This is a genomic window from Nocardia sp. JCM 38205 (assembly GCF_058222935.1).
Genome location: NZ_JBYHFL010000001.1, coordinates 105,944 through 122,697, shown reverse-complemented (window position 1 = coordinate 122,697; position 16,754 = coordinate 105,944). Strand labels below are relative to the sequence as shown.

The window sequence follows — 16,754 nt, the reverse complement described above, 5'->3', positions numbered from 1 at the left end:
TGACTGTCTCGAGGGAGGTCTGTCCATGGTCGACAAAGAAGGTGGCCAGACGCGCGCTCGGGTCCCGATGTGGTGGTGCGGACGACCGTGGAATCCCAACCCTCTGCTGCGCACATCGGATCGAGCCTTGTTTTCTCTTCGTGCTGTCGCGCTCGCCGCCATGTTGCTCGCCGTGCCGATAGCGTTGACGATCGGGACCCAGGTATATACCGATGATGTCGCTCGGATCCGGTCAGAGCATGCTGCCGCCACGTCGGTCGACGCCACTGTGCTCACCGAGCCGGAGTGGACCGAGGCGCACGACTTCGAAGCCCAGGTGCGCTGGGACAGAGGAGACCGGACCCTGACAGCAACCGTTCCGGTTCCGCGCGCCACCGACGTCGGTGACCGGGTCGCTGTCTGGATCGATGACGACGGCGCGCCGACCGATGCCCCGCGTAGCCCCGTTACCGCAGTATTCGCCGGCATAGGCTCAGCGGTACTCGTCATGACAGCGGCCTGCCTACTCGGATTGGGATTCATCCGCGTCGGGTCGACCGTGTCGGATCGCCGGCACGCTCGGCAATGGGACAGCGAGTGGGCGCTATTCGACAAACCCGTCACCGGCGACATGTCATAGCGCGTCGGTCCGGTCGGCGAACGATCTGAAGAAAGGGACCACATGTCTGTTCGAAATCCCGGCCCGTCCGGCGATCGACCGGTGCTCGCCGCAGTCGATGGATCGGATAGTTCCTACCAAGCCGCGGCGTGGGCGGCGACAGAAGCGCTGCTGCACGGCGTGCGCTTGCACCTGTTCACGTCAACAGGCCTGGCAATGGCGTCGGCGTTGCGGGAAGGCTACGAGCCCTCCGAGAGTGAGCAGCAATGGGTGCGCATCGACGGTGAGCGAATCGTGACCGAAGCGGCACGCGTGGCTCGTCGAGCAGTCGACGATCAACGATTGTCGGTGACGACGGAGGTGACCAACGATTTCGTCGTGCCGACTCTGTTGGAGCTTTCGAAGACCGCCCGGATTCTGGTCGTCGGTAGTCGTGGTCTGGGGGCGTTTCGCCGTGGATTGCTCGGCTCGGTCAGCACTGCCGTGACCAGGCACGCCCACTGCCCGGTCGCTGTGATCCACGATTTCGCCGCTATCGATGCCGTGTCGGCCGGCAAACCGATCCTCGTCGGAGTCGATGGCACCGAGAACAGTGTGCCCGCAGTCGAGTACGCGTTCGACGCAGCGGCTCGCCGCAACGTCGGGCTGGTCGCGCTGCACGCATGGAGCGACATCAGCTCGCTGGATCTACCCGTGCGAGACTGGGACTCGCTGCGCGAGTCCGAACGGGCGGTGCTGGCGGAACGACTCGCGGGTTTCGCCGAGAAGTACCCAGAGGTCGACGTGCGCAGGCTCGTCGTTCCGAACCGACCGACACACGCGCTGCATGACCAATCCGATTATGCCCAAATGGTGGTCGTCGGAAGTCATGGTCGCGGCGGGTTCGCCAGCATGGTGCTCGGTTCGACGAGCAGCGCACTGCTGCACACCGTCGCATGCCCCGTGGTCGTGGTTCGATCGCGCTGATGATCTGAGGGTCGCGATCGCCGGCGCTCGGCTATCGCGGCCACTCATCAGGCTGGGGGCTGAAAGGGACGGGAGGTACCGCGGTAGCGTTGGCGCGCGCAGGCCGTCGACGGCAGGCAGCGGTCCGCGCGAGGTGAGCCCGGTCCGGCGCGAGGTGAACCGACCGGGCACCGCCGCACCGGTTGTCGTCACGGCGTGGTAGTTGGATCGCTCACGGTCCGCGCAGTTCGGCCAGTACCGAGCTCGGCCGCGTGATCGCGCATCGTCCCGCTGAGCAGGTCGCCACGCAGCAGTTCACACAACTCGCGGGGAAGCTCGGCGAACATCCTGTCCAGCTGCCCTTCGGAGAACAGGCCGGAAAAGGCCTCGGTCGCCATGGCCGCCAGCGCGGCCGCTTCGTCGGTGGTGACCCCGGCCTCCTCGGCGAACTGGCCGAGGAACTCGTCGATGTCATGCGGCGCGCGGACGTGCGCTGGCCTCCAGCCCTCATACAGGATTCCGCGGAACACCTCCGGCAGTTGCGCTCCGAGCTGGGCGATGGTCGCCACGCCGAGGCGGTCGCGCACGCTGTGCAGCCACGCGCGGATCACCCGATGCGCGAACGCGCTGTCGAAGGTGCCCAAATCCTCCGTGACTGTCCGGAGCCATTCGTGGGCGGTGTGTATCGCGGGGGCGAGAGGATCGGCGTGGTCGTGCACGTGAAGGGTCCTATCGTCATGTAGCCGTTGGTGATCCGGGCTAGGGGTGCACAGTGTTGGTCGCCGTTCGTGCCAGTCCGAGGGCATGCGCGATCTGGTCGGACCATGTGCGGATCGCTCCCCAGTCGCGGAGGTCCCCGTACCGGGCGCCGCCCATCAACCGGTAGATGGTGCGCGCTTTCCATCCGACGCCGGCGCGCTCGTATCGTCCTGCGAAAGCCTGGTACTCCTGGGGACCGATCATGTCGCGGAGCTCGGCGATCTTCTTCGGCACGATTCGACCGAGCCGCCGTCCGACGGGTCCGCGCAACGCCGGGCCGAGCCCGACGCTGAACAGCCATACCCGGGCTGCCGACAGCTCCTCGCGGTGCGCGCGAATATAGCCGGAGGCTGCCGGCAGTAGATCCATATCGTGGATGGCGCTGCCGATGACGACCGCTTCGAAGCGCGACAGATCCGGCGCGTGCTCGATATCGTGCAGCGCTACCCGGGCGCCGCGGCCGGTCAGGTCGTCTGCGATGAACTCGGCGATGTCGCGGGTCGATCCCTGGTCCGTCGCGTAGAGGATGGCGATCTGGGGCGTGGTGTTGTCCATATCCCCAGACTTCTCCTCAGTGACTCCCGGTGGGAGAGCCATGATGCCCGAGCCGCCGGGACCAATGACCTTGTTCGGGAAGACCGGCCGGTGCCGTCGGCCGCCGATCTGATGCTTTGCGGGGGCTTTGATCCGACGGCGTGGTGGTCAGGTCTCGGTCGCCGTCGGCAGATGCTGGGCACACACCGCCTCGACGAACTCCCCGACGGTCTGTTCCGGCAGTTGGCGGGCAATGTCGGCTTCGGTGATGATGCCGACGAGTTTCCCTTGTTCTGTTACCGGTAGCCGGCGAATCTGGTGTTGCTCCATCAATGTCAGTGCCGCGCCGATGTCGATGGCGGCGTCGACGGTCAGGAGGTCGTCTCCCTGGGCGAGCTCGCCCGCTGTGGTGGTTTTCGGGTTCTCCCCGAGCGCAATGACCTTGATGATGATGTCGCGGTCTGTCACGATCCCGACGGGATGTCCCTCACCATCACAGATCGGCAGCGCACCGACATCGAGTTGACGCATCCGCTGCGCCGCGAGTTCCATCGTGTCGCGAACGGTAATGCAGGCCACGTCAGGATGCATGACAGCCTCGGTAGTGGTCATGGTAAGGCCTCCTGGGTCGGATCGGTGTGTTCGTCTCATACCATCTTTTGGTGATGTGCGGCGTCGCCACCAGGGCAAATGGTCCTCGAGTCCGGGGCACTTCCGATCGAATCGACGGACTGACCCGGCACGGCCCTCGTTGCACACACCTCGGTGAGTTCCTCGGCGACGCCGACGCCGGCCGTTCGCATGAGGGTGTTCTGCCGCCGTCGTGACACCCTGTACGGTGGGCCACGTGGCGTTATCGCTGTGCCGGAAGAGGTGAGGTGATGAGCAGCCCCGATCTGCCGACGGTCCGTTCGGTGGTGGCGCGTGCCGCGCGGGCACCGTCTCTGCACAACAGTCAGCCATGGCGTTGGCGCTGGGACGGGACCGATGCCGAGCTCTTCCTGGCTGCCGACCGTCTTCTTCCTGCAACCGATGCGTTCAATCGTCAAGGCATGCTCGCCTGCGGCGTCATGCTCGACCACGCCACCGTGGCATGGGCGGCGGCCGGCTGGGAGGTCCGGGTCTCCAAATTCCCAGAACCGATCGACAGGTCACATGTCGCGTCGCTGCGCCCGGTTCGCCGCCGTGTGGCGCTGGAGCCGGACCAATTGCTCGCGGCCGCGATAGACGCTCGGTACACCGACAGAATGGTGATGGCCGCCCCGGAAGGTTGGCCCGCGGTCGAAGTCGTCTTGGACCACCTCTGTCGGCGCCACTGCACCTCCCTGCTGGTCCTCGATGAAGGCCGAAGCCGCGAGTTGGCCGAGATCTCGCAGGTCGCAACCGGCCTTCGTCGCTACGACCCGCGATATCAGTCGGAGCTTGCCTGGTGGACCGCCGGATCCGAAGGAGAACCCGGCATACCGGTATCGACGCTGCCGACCGCGCAGCAGCGGCCGCGCGTGGCCAGCGGTCGGACGTTTCCTGCCGGGACTGCCGATTCGGGCAGCGACGTCGATGATCGGGCAACGGTGCTCATGTTGTCGAGCGTCGACGATTCTCCGGACGCGCTGGTCGACTGCGGGGCGGCGCTGTCGGCGGTATTACTCGAATGCACTGTGCAGGAGCTGTCCACCTGCACCCTGACGCACATGACGGAGCTCCCGGCCGCCCGGAGCATGCTCGTCGACCTCACCGGCGAAACTCATCCCCAGGTCTTGATCAGGGTCGGCCGGCCATTGGCGACCCCGCCACCTCGGACCTCACGACGGAGTATCGACGAGATCCTCGAGGTCGTCGGTCGGCCCTAGCCGTCCTCCCCGGACCGGCACCGGTCACGGCCTTGCCAGGCCCACTGCGGCAGTCCGCGACTTCGTCGCCTCCTGCGCCGCACCTTCGGGGACGATCAGCACCGCGCACCGGGTGTGCCGCAGCGCGGTGCGAAGTGAGTCCGTCAGGTGCGGCCAGTGCTGTCGTCGGCTGCGGCCTACGACAACCAGTTGTGCTGTGACACTGAACTTCTCGATCGCGGTTCGCGGATGACCGAGGTAGGTCACAGCCCGAACCGGAACGGCGGGGTGACGGTGACGTTGCTCCTCGATCACGCTATCGACACGGCGATTGGACCGTGCTGACGACGCCGGCGTGGCCGGCCGGGCGATGGCGACAGCCAACACCTCGCTGTGTCGATCGGCCGCCGCCTGGAATGCCGCCGTGATCGTGGACGGCGACCCGGCCAGCGCCGGATCTGTAACGACAAGAACCGGTCCCACCGCTGACGCTCCACTGTGGAGCGGTCTGATCACCGCAACCGGGCACTGCGACCCAGCGGCCGCATCGGTGGCTACCGACCCGAGCAATGCCCGCGTCGCCGCGCCTCGGCCGCGACTGCCGATCACCAGCTGGGCGGCCGTCTTCGACAGCTCGATCAGTTTCGCGGCGGGATCCCCCCGTAGCGTCAGCGCCGTGATCGCAGGTGCGGGCGTGCGCGAAGTCTGTGCCCATCGATCGATGATGGCTTGCCGAGCCGCTTCGACCAATTCAACGCCTTCGGGCGCGCAGGAATGCCGGCGTGCCACGTGCACCAGTAGTAACGGGACCTGCCGCGCTTCGGCCTCGACGGCGGCCCAGTGCGCCGCGCGGATCGCTGTCGAAGATCCATCGACTCCGACCACCACCGGTGAGTTCGTCACCGTGGCGGAGCCGTGGAGGAGTGCTGCGAGGGTGGTGTCGCTCATACCTACGAGCGTCGTCATGGAGAACAACAGCCGACAGAGCAGGCGGACCCGACCGGCAGGGACCTTCGGCACTCGCGCAATCAACACGGTGCGGTGCTGCCGCCATGGTGCACCGCAAGCACCTCGACCGGAGTAATTCGTCCTCGCCCGCTACGACTTCCGGCCCTACCCGCGTCAGTGATCCGCTGGTCATATGGAGCGGTTGAGGCGGCAGAGACCAGAAGCGGGCACGCGGGACATCGGCGATAAACCTGTCGGCCCGCACGACGGCTCGAATCACGCATCGCCGACCGGTCGGTCTTCGGACCGACCGCACCGGGCCTGGAAGGACAACAGAATGAGCGATTCGATCATCGCCGACGACGCGTCCCGTAGAGTCGTCGAGCTGGAGCGCGAGCACGCGTTGTCCCTGCTTGCGACGGCCCCGTTCGGCCGGGTGGTGTACACGCGCGACGCGCTGCCCGCGATCCGGCCGGTCAACCACATCGTCGACAGCGGCGTGGTCGTCGTTCGCACCCGGCTGACGTCTGAATTCTCGGCGGCAGTGCACAGTTTCCCGATCATGGTTGTCGCCTACCAAGCCGATGACATCGATGTGGTCGACCGCACCGGATGGTCGGTGGTGGTCACCGGAACCGCCCGGCCCGTGACCGACCGAGATCGCCTCGCCCGGTATCACGAGCTGCTTCAACCGTGGGTCGGTTTGTCCATGGACGATGTGATCGAAATCGAACCGACTCTGGTCAATGGGATCCAGCTCATCGGCCCAGAGGGCATCCGGTCCTCCCAAGTAGGGCCCGAAGTCCCTGGGGAAGATCGCGAACTCGATCGACACTGAACGTGGATGACCGCAACCGATCGGAAGGCACCCCACCATGGCCCCGCAACCAGCTCATGATCTGCATTCTCTGGCCTCCGCCGCAGTGGTGGTGGGAGTCGATGGCTCGGCCGCCAGTACTCGTGCGGTCGAATGGGCCGCTCGCACGGCCTCAGCGCGTGGGCGGCGTCTGGTTATCGCCCACGGGTACGACTTTCAGGCGACGAGCGCCATGCTCACCGCCTACGACGTCGTCGTGCCTCCGATCGCCGAGAACGTTCGCAGGAACGGCGAACAGGTCTTGGCTTCGGCGGGCCGGGTGGCTGCCGACATCGACCCGGACCTCGACATCGTCACCGAGCTGTCGGAAAGCAAGCCCGCGCGTCTGCTCATCGAGCTGTCGCAGGAGGCGCACCTGACCGTGCTCGGAGCCGGTACCAACGTCGGCACTCTCGCGCACCTGGGTTCGACCCTGCTGGCCGTGGCCAGCCACGGTCGGGGCCGGGTCGTTGTCGTCCGGGAGGCACACCCGCAGCACGGCGTGCGCGACAGCGGACCCGTCGTCGTCGGTGTGGACGGCAGCTCGGTGGGCGAGCCCGCCATCGAAGCGGCCTTCAGCGAGGCATCCGAACGCGGAACCGGGCTCGTCGCCATCCACGCCTGGAGCGACCTGTCCCTCGGGGTGTTCGCCGGAGCCTCGTATTTGGATCTCCCGACGTCCGACCTCGAAACCGGCGAACGGGCGTTGCTGGCCGAGCGACTGGCGGGCTGGCAGGAGAAGTATCCGAACGTGGATGTCGGTCGTGAGGTCCATCTTTCCGATCCGCGCAGCCATTTGATGGAGTGGTCGAAGTCGGCGCAACTGGTCGTCGTAGGCAGTCGCGGGCGCGGCGGATTCCGTGGTCTGCTTCTCGGTTCCACGAGTAACTACCTCGTGCAGCACGCGCACTGCCCGGTCATGGTCGTTCACCCGGACTGAGGCCACCGACCGGGCACCTACAGGTAGTCGCCCGGCTCGCCTTCGGGCGCTGCCCGGATGTGCCACCACACTGTGGGAATGGTGGTCGCAAGAACGGCGATTGTCGTCCCGGCGGCAACAGCTTCGACCGTCAGCTGCCCGTCGGTCAGCACGAGAGCGGCTCCCACCGTGACGACGAACACGGTTGCGGCCGCCATGAGGAACACAGCGAGGACAGCGAGCATCTTGATGGCTTTCGGCACCGACACCACCGCCTTCCGGGTTATCGGAACCGAGCATATCGCGCGACGGCCGACGAACGCCTTCTCACGGTCCCGTTATCGGCTTTCAGACGTGTTCGCGGCGGCTGCTTTCGCGAGATCATGCGGGCCGGCGACCGGTCGGCCCGTCGAGCGGGCGTGCCGCCGGCATTGGACGATCACACCCGAGAGTGAAGGGAGCCCGCGACCATGACGTCGATATGTGTCCTGCCGGGTAGTGCGGGCGAAGCACTGGCATCGGGGATAAGCGAGTTGCTCGGCGTCCCGGTCACCGAGTGTGTGGTCGGCCGCTATCCCGATGGCGAGTTGCGACCCAGAGTCGAGCAGGTGCGTGGTCGCGATGTGTTCGTTGTGCAATCGACGTCGCCACCCGTGGGGGAGCGCCTGATGGAGCTGTTACTGCTGCTCGATGCCTGCCGGCGTGCCGGTGCGGGCAGGCTGACGGCGGTTGTGCCGTATTTCGGCTACGCGCGCCACGATCGCCTGGAGCTGCCCGGTCAATCAGTGGGGGTCAAGGTGGCCGCCGACGCGATCGCCCAGGCCGGTGCCGACAGGATCGTGGTCGTGGACCCGCACACACCCGCCTTGGCTGCGGTATGCCCGGTACCGGTGGAGGTGGTGTCGGCGGTGCCGCTATTGGCCGAGCAGATCGCGCCGGCGTGGACCGAAGCCGTCGTGGTGGCGCCGGACCTCGCGGCGGCGGCGCTGGCCGAACGCTATGCCCAGACCATGCGGGAATCGGTTGCTCTGGTGCGCAAGTTCCGCGTGGACCAACACCGGGTCAGCGCCCGGGAGATACTCGGCGAGATCGCGGGGCATCGTGTGGTCGTCGTCGACGACATGATCTGCTCTGGCGCCACGATCGAAGCGACTGTCGCCCTGCTGCGGAACCACGCCACCGACATCGCCGTGGCGGCCACACACGGCCACTGGCCCCCGGTGCGAGCGATCGGCTACGACGGCTCGGCCTGCGACGCATCGTCGTCACCGACTCGGTTGTCCCCGCCGCGGCGGGAAGCCCGTTCGAAGTATGTCCGCTCGCGCCGGTGCTGGCGGAAACGATCGCGGCGTTGCACTGCGGTGAGCCGCTCCACAACCCGCGATTCGCGCGGTGAATCAGGGTCTACCGACCACTCGAGCGCGAGCTCGTCACTCTCGCTTGCCGGGCGGTCGGGGTCGGGGTTCTTTCCTGGACCAGGCTGATCAGGAAGTGTCGCCGGCGCGCATGCATAGGCGTCGGGGGAGGATGAGCGGACAGGCCGATGTGCACGACAGGAAGGTGAAGTGATGGGAACCGGCACCCCGGAGGTCAAGGAACTCGCTGTCAACGAATGCTGGGCGCTACTCCGCACCGAGCAGGTCGGCCGCCTCGCCGTATTGGTGGATGACCATCCGGATATTTTTCCCCTCAACTACGCGGTCGATCACGGCACTATCGTGTTCCGATCCGCGAGAGGGACGAAGCTGTCCGCCGCGTTGTCGGATGCGTGCGTCGCTCTGGAGGTCGACGGCTCCATCGCCGAGTCACACGAAGCCTGGAGCGTGGTGATCAAAGGGCGAGCCGAGGGAATCAAGGAGATCAGTGACCTGATGGACACGGTGGATCTGCCCCTGTTTCCGTGGCAGGGCGGGGAGAAGAACTTCTTCATCCGGGTCGTGCCCACCGTGGTGACCGGTCGCCGGTTTCCTGTTGCCGACCCCGAGGTCTGGCGAACTCCCTTCTCCGGTGTGCGACGGTCTCCGATGGAGTAGACGACTTTCGTGGTGAGGCTCGTTGGACAGTATTGCTTCAGCGCTGCGCCGCGCGGTCTTCGTTCAGATCGAGCACCGCACGGAAACCACTCACGAGGCACTCTGTCAGCGCGTCGGTATCCGGGACCGCGGCCGTGTCGACATTCACCCCGACGAAGCATGTGCCGGCATACGAGGTCATGGTCACATTGAGGGCGGTTCCGAGGGTCGGGCTGAAAGCGAACATCCGCTCGATCCGCGCCCCGGCGAGGTAAAGAGGTATCCGTGAGCCGGGTACATCGGAGGCGACGAAGTCGACATGCTCGAGCATCGCAGCGATCAATGCAATCGGCACCCGATTGAGGACCGCCGCCACAGCCGCGGAGTGCGGGACCGACCGCTCGGCCATCTGGTCGCGCACAACCGCGCCGACGTAGCGCATCAGACTCGACGCATCGTTTCCGTCTGCAGGCACTACGAAGCGCGACAGACTGATTCGGTTGCCGCCCAATGGGTCGTCGGCGCCGCGGAGGCTGATCGGCATCGTGACCCGCAGGCGCTGGATCGGCCGATCATGTTGTAGGTGATAGCGGCGCAAGCCGCAGAGAACAGCGGTCAGGAACGCGTCGTTCATGGTGCAGCCGTTGGCATGTGCGGCCCGGGCCAACGCGTCGACGGGGACTTGGAATGCGGCCAGCGTACGGGCGGGCCCTCGGTTGATCATCACCGGTGACAACGTGGACGTGATCGGTCGGACCAGACGGGCCAGCGACGTAGCGAGTTCCGCACTGGCGCGTGCGGACTCGAGTGGATGGGCGAGGGCCCGGAGAGCTGTGGCCACTGACCAGGAAGCGCCGCCTTGGATCGCCCCGAAGCCCGGCCATCGTGGAGCCGCAGATCCTCGGAACCCGGAATGTTCTTGCGCGGGAGGTGGGTAAGTCGAGCGGGGTCTGCCGGATGGTTCTATGTCGCAGAGCCCGGCCAGAATGCGCACACCGCCGACTCCATCGGTGAGGCAGTGATGGATCTTAAGGACCAGGGCGCAACCGTCGCTGTCGTCGGGGCCGGTCAGCAGGGTCGAACGCCATAGCGGGCGATCCGGGTCGAAGGGCTCCGTCGCGTAACGACGAGCGAACTCGAGAACACTGTTGAGATCAACCCGGGGAACCAGAGACGCCCGCTGCACATGCCGCGACAGATCAAACGCTGCGTCGGGCTCCCACCGGGGTGCTGTCAGCGGCAATATCGAGGGAACAAGCCGCGCACGCAGCTCCGGCACGGAACGGGTGCAGCAATCGATCGCCTCGACGAGCGCGTCCCAATCAGGTTCGGCGTCCAGCATCATGATCGACACGATGGTCGGCTTCAGAACCGGATTCCGCTGCAACCGCCATGTGAGGTAATCGGTCTGAGACAGTCGGGTCATTCGCGTGGGTATCCTTTCCTGCGGTACGGGACACCGAGGGCTGCACCGGTTGGTCCCGCCGGTCCGCCCACTACGCGGCGCGCTCCATCTCGACCGGGAGGAGCAGTCCGGACGGATCATCTGTACTGCACCGTATGCGCGTATGGGCGCCGATCCACAGTGCCGATCAGACGTGATGTCCGGGACCTTCGACTCCACCCGCACCGCTCCGGATGGGACCACCGGCCCCGCAGCCGATGACAATCGGCGCCTTGTGCGTTCGGCTCGTACTGGTGGACGCTCGATGCACGCGATCGAACCGAGTCGATCGCTGCGATCAACGGGACGGCACGCCATGACCGACCTACGGCCACTCGATACCGGCTTCATCGAGCTCGAAGACGCCGACTGGCATGTCAGCCTCGGTATCGGCGTGGTCGCAATCATGGACGGATCACCCCCACCGCGTGAGCACATCCTCGACGCGCTGCAGCGGCAACTGCGTGAGGTGCCGCGGCTTCGTCAGCGGGTGCACCGTGCGCCACTGGACGTCACCACGCCGACCTGGGAGCCCGACCCCGACTTCGACCTCGGACATCACATCCGCTGGGCAGCGCTACCCGCCCCGCGCGACGAGTCGGCGCTGTGGGAGTTGGTGGCCCTCGAACTGGAAGAGCGGCTCGACCGCGACCGCCCGCTGTGGCAATGCGTAGTCGTCGAAGAACTCCGCAGCAATCGATGGGCGTTGATCGTCAAAGCCCACCACAGCCTGCTCGATGGTGTCTCCGGCGTGGCTATGTTCGAACGTCTGTGTGAACCGGTCGCCGAGGATGGTTGCCCCGCCATGCACGAGAGGCCGCCGCGGCAACGCCCGGGGCTGGCTCTGTCCGGTCTGCTCCGGCTGCCGGTTGCGGTACCGTCAGCGATGTTGACGACCGTGCGGAGACTGGTGCCGGTGGGTGTCGCCGTGGTGAAGCCGGGGCCGGCCTCGTCGCTGAACGGTCCGATCGGGCATCAACGCCGATACACGGCGATTCGCCTGCCACTGCCGACCGTGGCTCGTATCGGTGCGAAGTACGAGGTCACCGTCAACGACGTCGTGCTGTCCGCGATCGCCGGCGGTTACCGCGATCTACTACTGGCACGCGGCGAGGAACCCACGGCAGACTTGCTGCGCATCCTGGTCCCGGTGTCCATGCGTAGCGAGCACGCCAAGTACGTCCTCGACAACCGGGTATCAGCGTTGTTGCCCTACCTTCCGATTCACGTCGGCGACCCTGTCGAGCGGTTGCGTCTGGTCCACGCGACGATGCGGGAACACAAGTCCAGCGGCGCCTCGAGCGCTGAACACGATGTGCTGGCGGTGGCGCGGTGGCTGCCGTTTGCTCCCGTGGCGTGGACCCTGCGCATTCTCGGCAAGCTGCCGCAGCGAAGCGTCGGCGCGGTCGCGACCAACGTTCCCGGGCCGCGGCACCCACTCAACCTGCTCGGGCGCCGGGTGCTCGAACTTCTTCCAGCTGTTCCGATCGCTCTGCGATTGCGCACGGCGGTAGCGATTCTCAGCTATCACGATCAGCTGGCCATCGGCATCACCGGAGACTACGACACCACCAGCGACATCGACGTTCTCGCACTCGGTATTCAACGTGCGATCGACCAGCTCGCTTCTCGCGTCGGTGACGACCGATCAGGTGACTGATTCGGCCTGCGATGGATGGACTTCGGGTCGCGGAGAACAGCATCGAACTCCTTGGTATCGCTGAAGTGCATGCGCCCACCGCAGGCTATGCTCGCGCGCTCGGTCACGTTGTCCGGCAGCAGAATCGATCGGAACCGATCGTGGGCGTCTCGAACCTGTGCAGGCGGCTTCCTCGCTGTCGCGCGCCGGGGTATCGGCTCGGACGGCTGACCCATATCGACCGCCGCCGTGCCGATAACATTCGCGCACAGCAGATGCCGACATCGACGGACCGCCCCGGCATCGGCTTCTTCATGATGCCGAGCTCACCGCGCTTGGGGTCGCGGATGCCGGCCGCTACGGATACGGATACGGATACGGATACGGAAGATCCTGTTCTCACCCAGGATGGCACCGAATCGGGATCAGCGGGCCGGTGTGGTTGCCACATGGTGGATGCGGAGGTCGGCGGGGGCTCGCCCGGTGAGGTGGTGGCGGGTGGCGCTGGTGAGCAGCCCGGCGTCGGGGCTGTGGGCTAACACGAGCTGGTCGGCGTGATGGATTCGGCACAGTCGCAGCAGCGTGGTGGCGATGCGGTGATGCCGTGGCCGCCAGCCGCGTCGGTAGGTGCAGCACAGGGTGTGGTCCTCGACGCCTCGGGTGAGCACGCCGTGGTGGTCGATTCGGGTCAGCAGTGGCGCGAGGGCGGCGGTATGGGCGCGGGCGCGTTGGGTGTTCTGCCAGGCCACCAGGCGGGCGTTGAGGGTGAGCCGGGCCGGTGGGTGCAGGACCGCCACGACCAGCCGGTCGCCCGGGCGAAGTCGCGCGGCCGCGGCTGGCAGGGTGCGTACCGGCGCCGGGTCGGTGGCATCGATCACGAGTAGGAGTGTGGCGGGTGCCTGTGCGGGTGCCCGGGTCGGGCGGGGGCGGTAGGGGGTGGTGGTCATCGTGTACTCCCGGTGGCGTTGACCAGCGGCGCGCTGGTGAGGGCGACCTCGCGGACCCCGGGCACGGTGCGGGCCAGGGCGGTGGCGATGCGGCGTTCGGAAGCATCAGCGAAGTCCCCGGCGACGGTCACGGTGCCCTCGGCCGCGGTCGCGCGCCAGCGACGGCGGCCGGTGTAGTCGTCGAGCAGCGATTGGGCGTCGGCGGCGATCGTTTCGTCGGGGCGCAGCATCAACCGCAGCGCGTCACCACGGCTGAACATGCCTTGGACCCGGCCGTGCTCGTCGAGCACCGGCAGCGAGCGGACCCCGTGGGCCAGCAGCATCGCGATCACCTCCGACAGCTCCTGGTCGACGGTCGCGGCCAGCGCCGGGGTGCTCATCACCGCTGCGACCGTGGCCCCGCCCTCGGGTTCGCCGGCGCGCAGGATGTCGCCGCTGGCCAGCACCCCGGCCAGGCGCTAGTCGCGGTGCAGCACCGGCAGCGCCGCGAACCCGCGCTGGGCCAGCGTCACCGCCGCCACCCGTACCGGGGTGTCGGCATAGACCGTCACCACCGGACGGCACATCACCTCGTGGACACGCATCTGGGAGACCTCCTTGCGACGACGATCGCCGGCGAAACCACCGACACAAGAACCATAACTAGCGAAAAGTATTTCGGCAATCTTGGCAGGCGAATTGCTTTTAGCGTAGTCTGAATCAGGAATCTTGCTGCATCTTCGGTGGTGGGCAGGAGATCGAAGTGACCGGGAATCAGGACCGAAAGGGTGTGTGTCGCCATGGCGGTGAGCGCAGTAGTGGCCTATGACGGCTCGCCGGAGGCGAGTGCCGCGATCGAGGCCGGGGCGCTGTTGTTCCCGGCGGCGCACGGGTGGATCACCCACCTGTGGGCGCCGCCGTTCGCCGGCGGCGCGCTGCATCGCCGGCTGCGCGACCGCGCCGACAATGTCGAGCAGCTCATCGCATTGTTGGAAGCCGAGGGCCGCCGCGAGGCGCAGCGGCTGGTGGATACCGGCGTCACGCTGGCGCGGGCGGCCGGATGGCACGCCGAGGCGCTGCTGAAACAGTGCTGGGGTGGCGAGGGCCTGCGTATCGCCCAGATCGCCGAGCAGCAGCAGGCGGATGTGGTGCTGGTCGGCTCGCGCGGGCTCGGTGGGGCCCGGGCGGTGCTGGGCAGTGTGTCCGACACCGTGGTGCACTACTGCTCGCGCCCGGTCGTGGTGATCTCCTTCCCGCTGCTGGCGGCCGAACACGCCGCGTTGCGCGACGGTCCGGTGCTCGTGGGCTGGGACGGCTCGGCCGGCGCCCGCACCGCCCTGGAGGCGGCCGCGGGCCTGTTCCCGCAGCGGAAGATCCTGGCGCCCTGCGTCGACGACGGCACCCCCTCCCAGGCCCCGGACGGCTTCGAGCTCGTGCGCCTGGAGGGCCCTGCCGGTCCGGGCGGGCATGCCCGCGGGATCGCCGAGGCGCTGATTGCCGCCGCCAGCGACCACGACGCCGCGGTGGTGGTCGTGGGATCCCGGGGCCGCTCCGCGGCCCTGCAGATCCTGCTCGGCAGCGTCGCCATGGCCACCGCCCACCACTGCCCCCGACCGGTGATGGTGGCGCCCAGCCCCCGCCAGCCCCCACCCCGGCGCTGACCCGCGGGGGCGGGCGGCGGGCTCACCCGCCCGCCTTCGGCGCCGGAACGTCACCACCGTTCACCACGCATAACACGCGTCTTCGAAGAGAAAGGACCGATCGTGTCGGTTCCGTTGTGGATGTGGCCGGCCGTGCTGGCCGTCATTCTGGTCATGCTGGCGGTGGACCTGTTCGCCCACCGCAACGCTCACGTGGTCGAAGTGCGCGAGGCTGCGATCTGGTCGGGGATCTGGGTTGCGCTGGCGCTGTCGTTCGGTGGCGTGATCTGGTGGGGCTGGGGCGGAGAGTTCGCCGCCCAGTACTACGCCGGCTACCTCATCGAGAAGTCCCTGGCCGTGGACAACGTGTTCGTCTTCGCCGTCATCTTCGCCTACTTCGCCGTGCCCCGGGAATACCAGCACCGGGTGCTGTTCTACGGTGTGCTCGGCGCCTTGGTCTTCCGCGGCGCCTTCATCGCCGCCGGCTCCATCCTCATCGCCAGCTTCGCCTGGATCCTCTACGTCTTCGGCGCGTTCCTCGTGGTCACCGGTATCAAGATGGCGCGGCACCGCGACGAGACCATCGACCCCGACAAATCTCTGGTGCTGCGCGGATTCCGGCGCCTGGTCCCGATGACCGACGGCTACCGCGGCCAGAAGTTCTGGGTCAAGGAAGGCGGCCGCTGGGTCGCGACCCCGCTGCTGGCGGTGCTGGTGCTGGTCGAGACCACCGACATCGTCTTCGCCGTGGACTCCATCCCCGCCATCTTCGCCGTCACCAGCGAACCGTTCCTGGTGTTCACCTCCAACGCCTTCGCCATCCTCGGCCTGCGCGCGATGTACTTCATGCTCGCCGACCTGATGCACCGCTTCATCTACCTCAAACTCGGTCTCGCCGTCGTTCTGGTCTGGGTCGGCATCAAGATGCTGCTGCTCGAGCTCTACAAGGTCCCCACCACCATCTCCCTGGCCGTGGTCATCGCCATCCTCGCCATCGCAGTCACCGCTAGCTGGATGCGCACCCGCACCAGCCCGGCCGGCCCGGTCCAGGCCCAGACGGTCGGCGAGACCGCGCAGACCGGCAACCCTGCCCACGGCAAGACCCTCATCGACCCCGCCCTGCTCGCTGCGGCCGGCCCCGAGCGCGGGGAGAGCAAACCCTGAACCTGCCCGCACAGACCGGTCAGCTGCCCGGCCCCGGGCCGCGCAGCTGACGGCATGCCTACGCCCCGGCCCAGCTCACGACACCAGAAGGTGGATACCGGAAATGACGATGGCCTATCCTTCGGGTATGCCCTCCCGCGACACCACCGAACCCGCCTCCGCAACACCGGCCTCGGCGTCGCGGGGCTGGACCTTCCTGACCAACCATGCCCACGTGCTGCTGTGCCTGTCCCGCAACGGCGACCTGACCATGCGCGAACTCGCCCAGGCCATCGGCATCACCGAACGCGCCGTGCAAGCCACCATCGCCGACCTCGTCACCGACGGCTACCTCACCGCCGTCAAGAACGGCCGCCGCAACACCTACACCATCCACGGCCACGGCCGCCTGCGTCACCCGCTGGAATCCCACCACACCATCGACGAACTCATCACCGCCCTGCGCTGAACCGGCTGCCGTTCGGACACGCCCAACCGCTCGTCGCTCGCCATTCTCGGGCCGCGCCCGCCTCTGACCGGAGAGTCGCGCGATCGAGGTGAG

The 16,754-nt window shown here is 67.1% G+C and carries 20 protein-coding genes; 11 read left to right on the top strand and 9 right to left on the bottom strand.

The features are described 5' to 3' along the window. Positions 1–25: 25 nt before the first annotated feature. Together AC4HOU_RS00630 and AC4HOU_RS00625 are read left to right on the top strand one after the other, a co-directional pair. Positions 26–619: an Rv1733c family protein gene (locus tag AC4HOU_RS00630; protein WP_195048297.1), complete on the top strand. Its 594-nt coding sequence runs from the start codon at positions 26–28 to the stop codon at positions 617–619. Positions 620–661: 42 nt separating this feature from the next. Beyond that, positions 662–1,564 carry a universal stress protein gene (locus tag AC4HOU_RS00625; protein ID WP_195026050.1) on the top strand — a complete coding sequence of 301 codons (903 nt, stop codon included), beginning with the start codon at positions 662–664 and terminating at the stop codon, positions 1,562–1,564. A gap of 188 nt (positions 1,565–1,752) precedes the next feature. On the opposite strand, the gene AC4HOU_RS00620 is transcribed toward AC4HOU_RS00625, so the two are convergent. From AC4HOU_RS00620 to AC4HOU_RS00610, 3 genes are all read right to left on the bottom strand, one after another. After that, positions 1,753–2,349, bottom strand: coding sequence for a DUF2267 domain-containing protein (locus AC4HOU_RS00620; protein WP_267468676.1), 597 nt, complete (start codon positions 2,347–2,349; stop codon positions 1,753–1,755). Continuing rightward, the gene (locus AC4HOU_RS00615; protein ID WP_130916796.1) at positions 2,303–2,857 is read right to left on the bottom strand and encodes a flavodoxin domain-containing protein; all 555 of its coding nucleotides are present in this window, start codon (positions 2,855–2,857) and stop codon (positions 2,303–2,305) included. The genes AC4HOU_RS00620 and AC4HOU_RS00615 overlap by 47 nt, the downstream gene beginning before the upstream one ends. A gap of 147 nt (positions 2,858–3,004) precedes the next feature. Then, positions 3,005–3,448, bottom strand: coding sequence for a CBS domain-containing protein (locus tag AC4HOU_RS00610; RefSeq protein WP_195026052.1), 444 nt, complete (start codon positions 3,446–3,448; stop codon positions 3,005–3,007). Positions 3,449–3,717: 269 nt separating this feature from the next. On the opposite strand from AC4HOU_RS00610, the gene AC4HOU_RS00605 reads away from it, so the two are divergent. Then, on the top strand, positions 3,718–4,686 hold the full coding sequence (locus AC4HOU_RS00605; protein WP_195026053.1) for an Acg family FMN-binding oxidoreductase: 969 nt from the start codon (positions 3,718–3,720) through the stop codon (positions 4,684–4,686). A gap of 24 nt (positions 4,687–4,710) precedes the next feature. Here AC4HOU_RS00605 and AC4HOU_RS00600 read toward each other — a convergent pair whose 3' ends face one another. Beyond that, complete coding sequence (locus tag AC4HOU_RS00600; protein ID WP_195026054.1) at positions 4,711–5,613, bottom strand: universal stress protein; 903 nt, start codon at positions 5,611–5,613, stop codon at positions 4,711–4,713. A 337-nt stretch (positions 5,614–5,950) separates the two neighbouring features. Between AC4HOU_RS00600 and AC4HOU_RS00595 the strand changes: the two genes are divergently transcribed. Continuing rightward, entirely contained in the window at positions 5,951–6,451 is a 501-nt protein-coding gene (locus tag AC4HOU_RS00595; RefSeq protein WP_195008977.1) for a pyridoxamine 5'-phosphate oxidase family protein, read from the top strand. Positions 6,452–6,488: 37 nt separating this feature from the next. Further along, positions 6,489–7,409, top strand: a complete 921-nt coding sequence (locus tag AC4HOU_RS00590; RefSeq protein ID WP_195026055.1) for a universal stress protein — start codon at positions 6,489–6,491, stop codon at positions 7,407–7,409. Between the two features lie 17 nt (positions 7,410–7,426). Here AC4HOU_RS00590 and AC4HOU_RS00585 read toward each other — a convergent pair whose 3' ends face one another. After that, a complete protein-coding gene (locus AC4HOU_RS00585; protein WP_195008978.1) occupies positions 7,427–7,651 on the bottom strand; it encodes a hypothetical protein in 225 nt (74 codons plus the stop codon). 207 nt (positions 7,652–7,858) lie between these two features. Between AC4HOU_RS00585 and AC4HOU_RS00580 the strand changes: the two genes are divergently transcribed. Together AC4HOU_RS00580 and AC4HOU_RS00575 are read left to right on the top strand one after the other, a co-directional pair. Beyond that, positions 7,859–8,872 carry a ribose-phosphate diphosphokinase gene (locus tag AC4HOU_RS00580; RefSeq protein WP_490723981.1) on the top strand — a complete coding sequence of 338 codons (1,014 nt, stop codon included), beginning with the start codon at positions 7,859–7,861 and terminating at the stop codon, positions 8,870–8,872. An 84-nt stretch (positions 8,873–8,956) separates the two neighbouring features. Further along, the gene (locus tag AC4HOU_RS00575; protein WP_195015136.1) at positions 8,957–9,421 is read left to right on the top strand and encodes a pyridoxamine 5'-phosphate oxidase family protein; all 465 of its coding nucleotides are present in this window, start codon (positions 8,957–8,959) and stop codon (positions 9,419–9,421) included. A gap of 37 nt (positions 9,422–9,458) precedes the next feature. On the opposite strand, the gene AC4HOU_RS00570 is transcribed toward AC4HOU_RS00575, so the two are convergent. Then, a complete protein-coding gene (locus AC4HOU_RS00570) occupies positions 9,459–10,826 on the bottom strand; it encodes a wax ester/triacylglycerol synthase domain-containing protein (RefSeq protein WP_195026058.1) in 1,368 nt (455 codons plus the stop codon). A gap of 334 nt (positions 10,827–11,160) precedes the next feature. On the opposite strand from AC4HOU_RS00570, the gene AC4HOU_RS00565 reads away from it, so the two are divergent. Further along, positions 11,161–12,504 carry a wax ester/triacylglycerol synthase family O-acyltransferase gene (locus AC4HOU_RS00565; protein WP_195026059.1) on the top strand — a complete coding sequence of 448 codons (1,344 nt, stop codon included), beginning with the start codon at positions 11,161–11,163 and terminating at the stop codon, positions 12,502–12,504. 404 nt (positions 12,505–12,908) lie between these two features. Here AC4HOU_RS00565 and AC4HOU_RS00560 read toward each other — a convergent pair whose 3' ends face one another. The 3 genes from AC4HOU_RS00560 to AC4HOU_RS00550 are packed head-to-tail and all read right to left on the bottom strand — an operon-like array spanning position 12,909 to position 14,014. Then, positions 12,909–13,430 (bottom strand): hypothetical protein, encoded by a 522-nt coding sequence (locus tag AC4HOU_RS00560; protein ID WP_195026060.1) that lies wholly within the window; start codon positions 13,428–13,430, stop codon positions 12,909–12,911. Then, positions 13,427–13,876: a CBS domain-containing protein gene (locus AC4HOU_RS00555; protein ID WP_324195555.1), complete on the bottom strand. Its 450-nt coding sequence runs from the start codon at positions 13,874–13,876 to the stop codon at positions 13,427–13,429. The genes AC4HOU_RS00560 and AC4HOU_RS00555 overlap by 4 nt, the downstream gene beginning before the upstream one ends. A gap of 12 nt (positions 13,877–13,888) precedes the next feature. After that, the gene (locus AC4HOU_RS00550) at positions 13,889–14,014 is read right to left on the bottom strand and encodes a CBS domain-containing protein (protein ID WP_228789065.1); all 126 of its coding nucleotides are present in this window, start codon (positions 14,012–14,014) and stop codon (positions 13,889–13,891) included. Between the two features lie 195 nt (positions 14,015–14,209). Between AC4HOU_RS00550 and AC4HOU_RS00545 the strand changes: the two genes are divergently transcribed. From AC4HOU_RS00545 to AC4HOU_RS00535, 3 genes are all read left to right on the top strand, one after another. Continuing rightward, complete coding sequence (locus tag AC4HOU_RS00545; protein WP_195026061.1) at positions 14,210–15,070, top strand: universal stress protein; 861 nt, start codon at positions 14,210–14,212, stop codon at positions 15,068–15,070. Between the two features lie 102 nt (positions 15,071–15,172). Next, entirely contained in the window at positions 15,173–16,213 is a 1,041-nt protein-coding gene (locus AC4HOU_RS00540; RefSeq protein ID WP_324195557.1) for a TerC family protein, read from the top strand. A 127-nt stretch (positions 16,214–16,340) separates the two neighbouring features. Then, positions 16,341–16,661 (top strand): helix-turn-helix transcriptional regulator, encoded by a 321-nt coding sequence (locus tag AC4HOU_RS00535; RefSeq protein ID WP_228789067.1) that lies wholly within the window; start codon positions 16,341–16,343, stop codon positions 16,659–16,661. Positions 16,662–16,754: the final 93 nt, after the last annotated feature.

Coding starts and splice junctions, on each gene's coding strand:
- AC4HOU_RS00630 (WP_195048297.1), top strand. CDS start 26: ATGGTCGACAAAGAAGGTGGCCAGACGCGCGCTCGGGTCCCGATGTGG.
- AC4HOU_RS00625 (WP_195026050.1), top strand. CDS start 662: ATGTCTGTTCGAAATCCCGGCCCGTCCGGCGATCGACCGGTGCTCGCC.
- AC4HOU_RS00620 (WP_267468676.1), bottom strand. CDS start 2,349: ATGCCCTCGGACTGGCACGAACGGCGACCAACACTGTGCACCCCTAGC.
- AC4HOU_RS00615 (WP_130916796.1), bottom strand. CDS start 2,857: ATGGACAACACCACGCCCCAGATCGCCATCCTCTACGCGACGGACCAG.
- AC4HOU_RS00610 (WP_195026052.1), bottom strand. CDS start 3,448: ATGACCACTACCGAGGCTGTCATGCATCCTGACGTGGCCTGCATTACC.
- AC4HOU_RS00605 (WP_195026053.1), top strand. CDS start 3,718: ATGAGCAGCCCCGATCTGCCGACGGTCCGTTCGGTGGTGGCGCGTGCC.
- AC4HOU_RS00600 (WP_195026054.1), bottom strand. CDS start 5,613: ATGAGCGACACCACCCTCGCAGCACTCCTCCACGGCTCCGCCACGGTG.
- AC4HOU_RS00595 (WP_195008977.1), top strand. CDS start 5,951: ATGAGCGATTCGATCATCGCCGACGACGCGTCCCGTAGAGTCGTCGAG.
- AC4HOU_RS00590 (WP_195026055.1), top strand. CDS start 6,489: ATGGCCCCGCAACCAGCTCATGATCTGCATTCTCTGGCCTCCGCCGCA.
- AC4HOU_RS00580 (WP_490723981.1), top strand. CDS start 7,859: ATGACGTCGATATGTGTCCTGCCGGGTAGTGCGGGCGAAGCACTGGCA.
- AC4HOU_RS00575 (WP_195015136.1), top strand. CDS start 8,957: ATGGGAACCGGCACCCCGGAGGTCAAGGAACTCGCTGTCAACGAATGC.
- AC4HOU_RS00570 (WP_195026058.1), bottom strand. CDS start 10,826: ATGACCCGACTGTCTCAGACCGATTACCTCACATGGCGGTTGCAGCGG.
- AC4HOU_RS00565 (WP_195026059.1), top strand. CDS start 11,161: ATGACCGACCTACGGCCACTCGATACCGGCTTCATCGAGCTCGAAGAC.
- AC4HOU_RS00560 (WP_195026060.1), bottom strand. CDS start 13,430: ATGACCACCACCCCCTACCGCCCCCGCCCGACCCGGGCACCCGCACAG.
- AC4HOU_RS00550 (WP_228789065.1), bottom strand. CDS start 14,014: ATGCGTGTCCACGAGGTGATGTGCCGTCCGGTGGTGACGGTCTATGCC.
- AC4HOU_RS00545 (WP_195026061.1), top strand. CDS start 14,210: ATGGCGGTGAGCGCAGTAGTGGCCTATGACGGCTCGCCGGAGGCGAGT.
- AC4HOU_RS00535 (WP_228789067.1), top strand. CDS start 16,341: ATGCCCTCCCGCGACACCACCGAACCCGCCTCCGCAACACCGGCCTCG.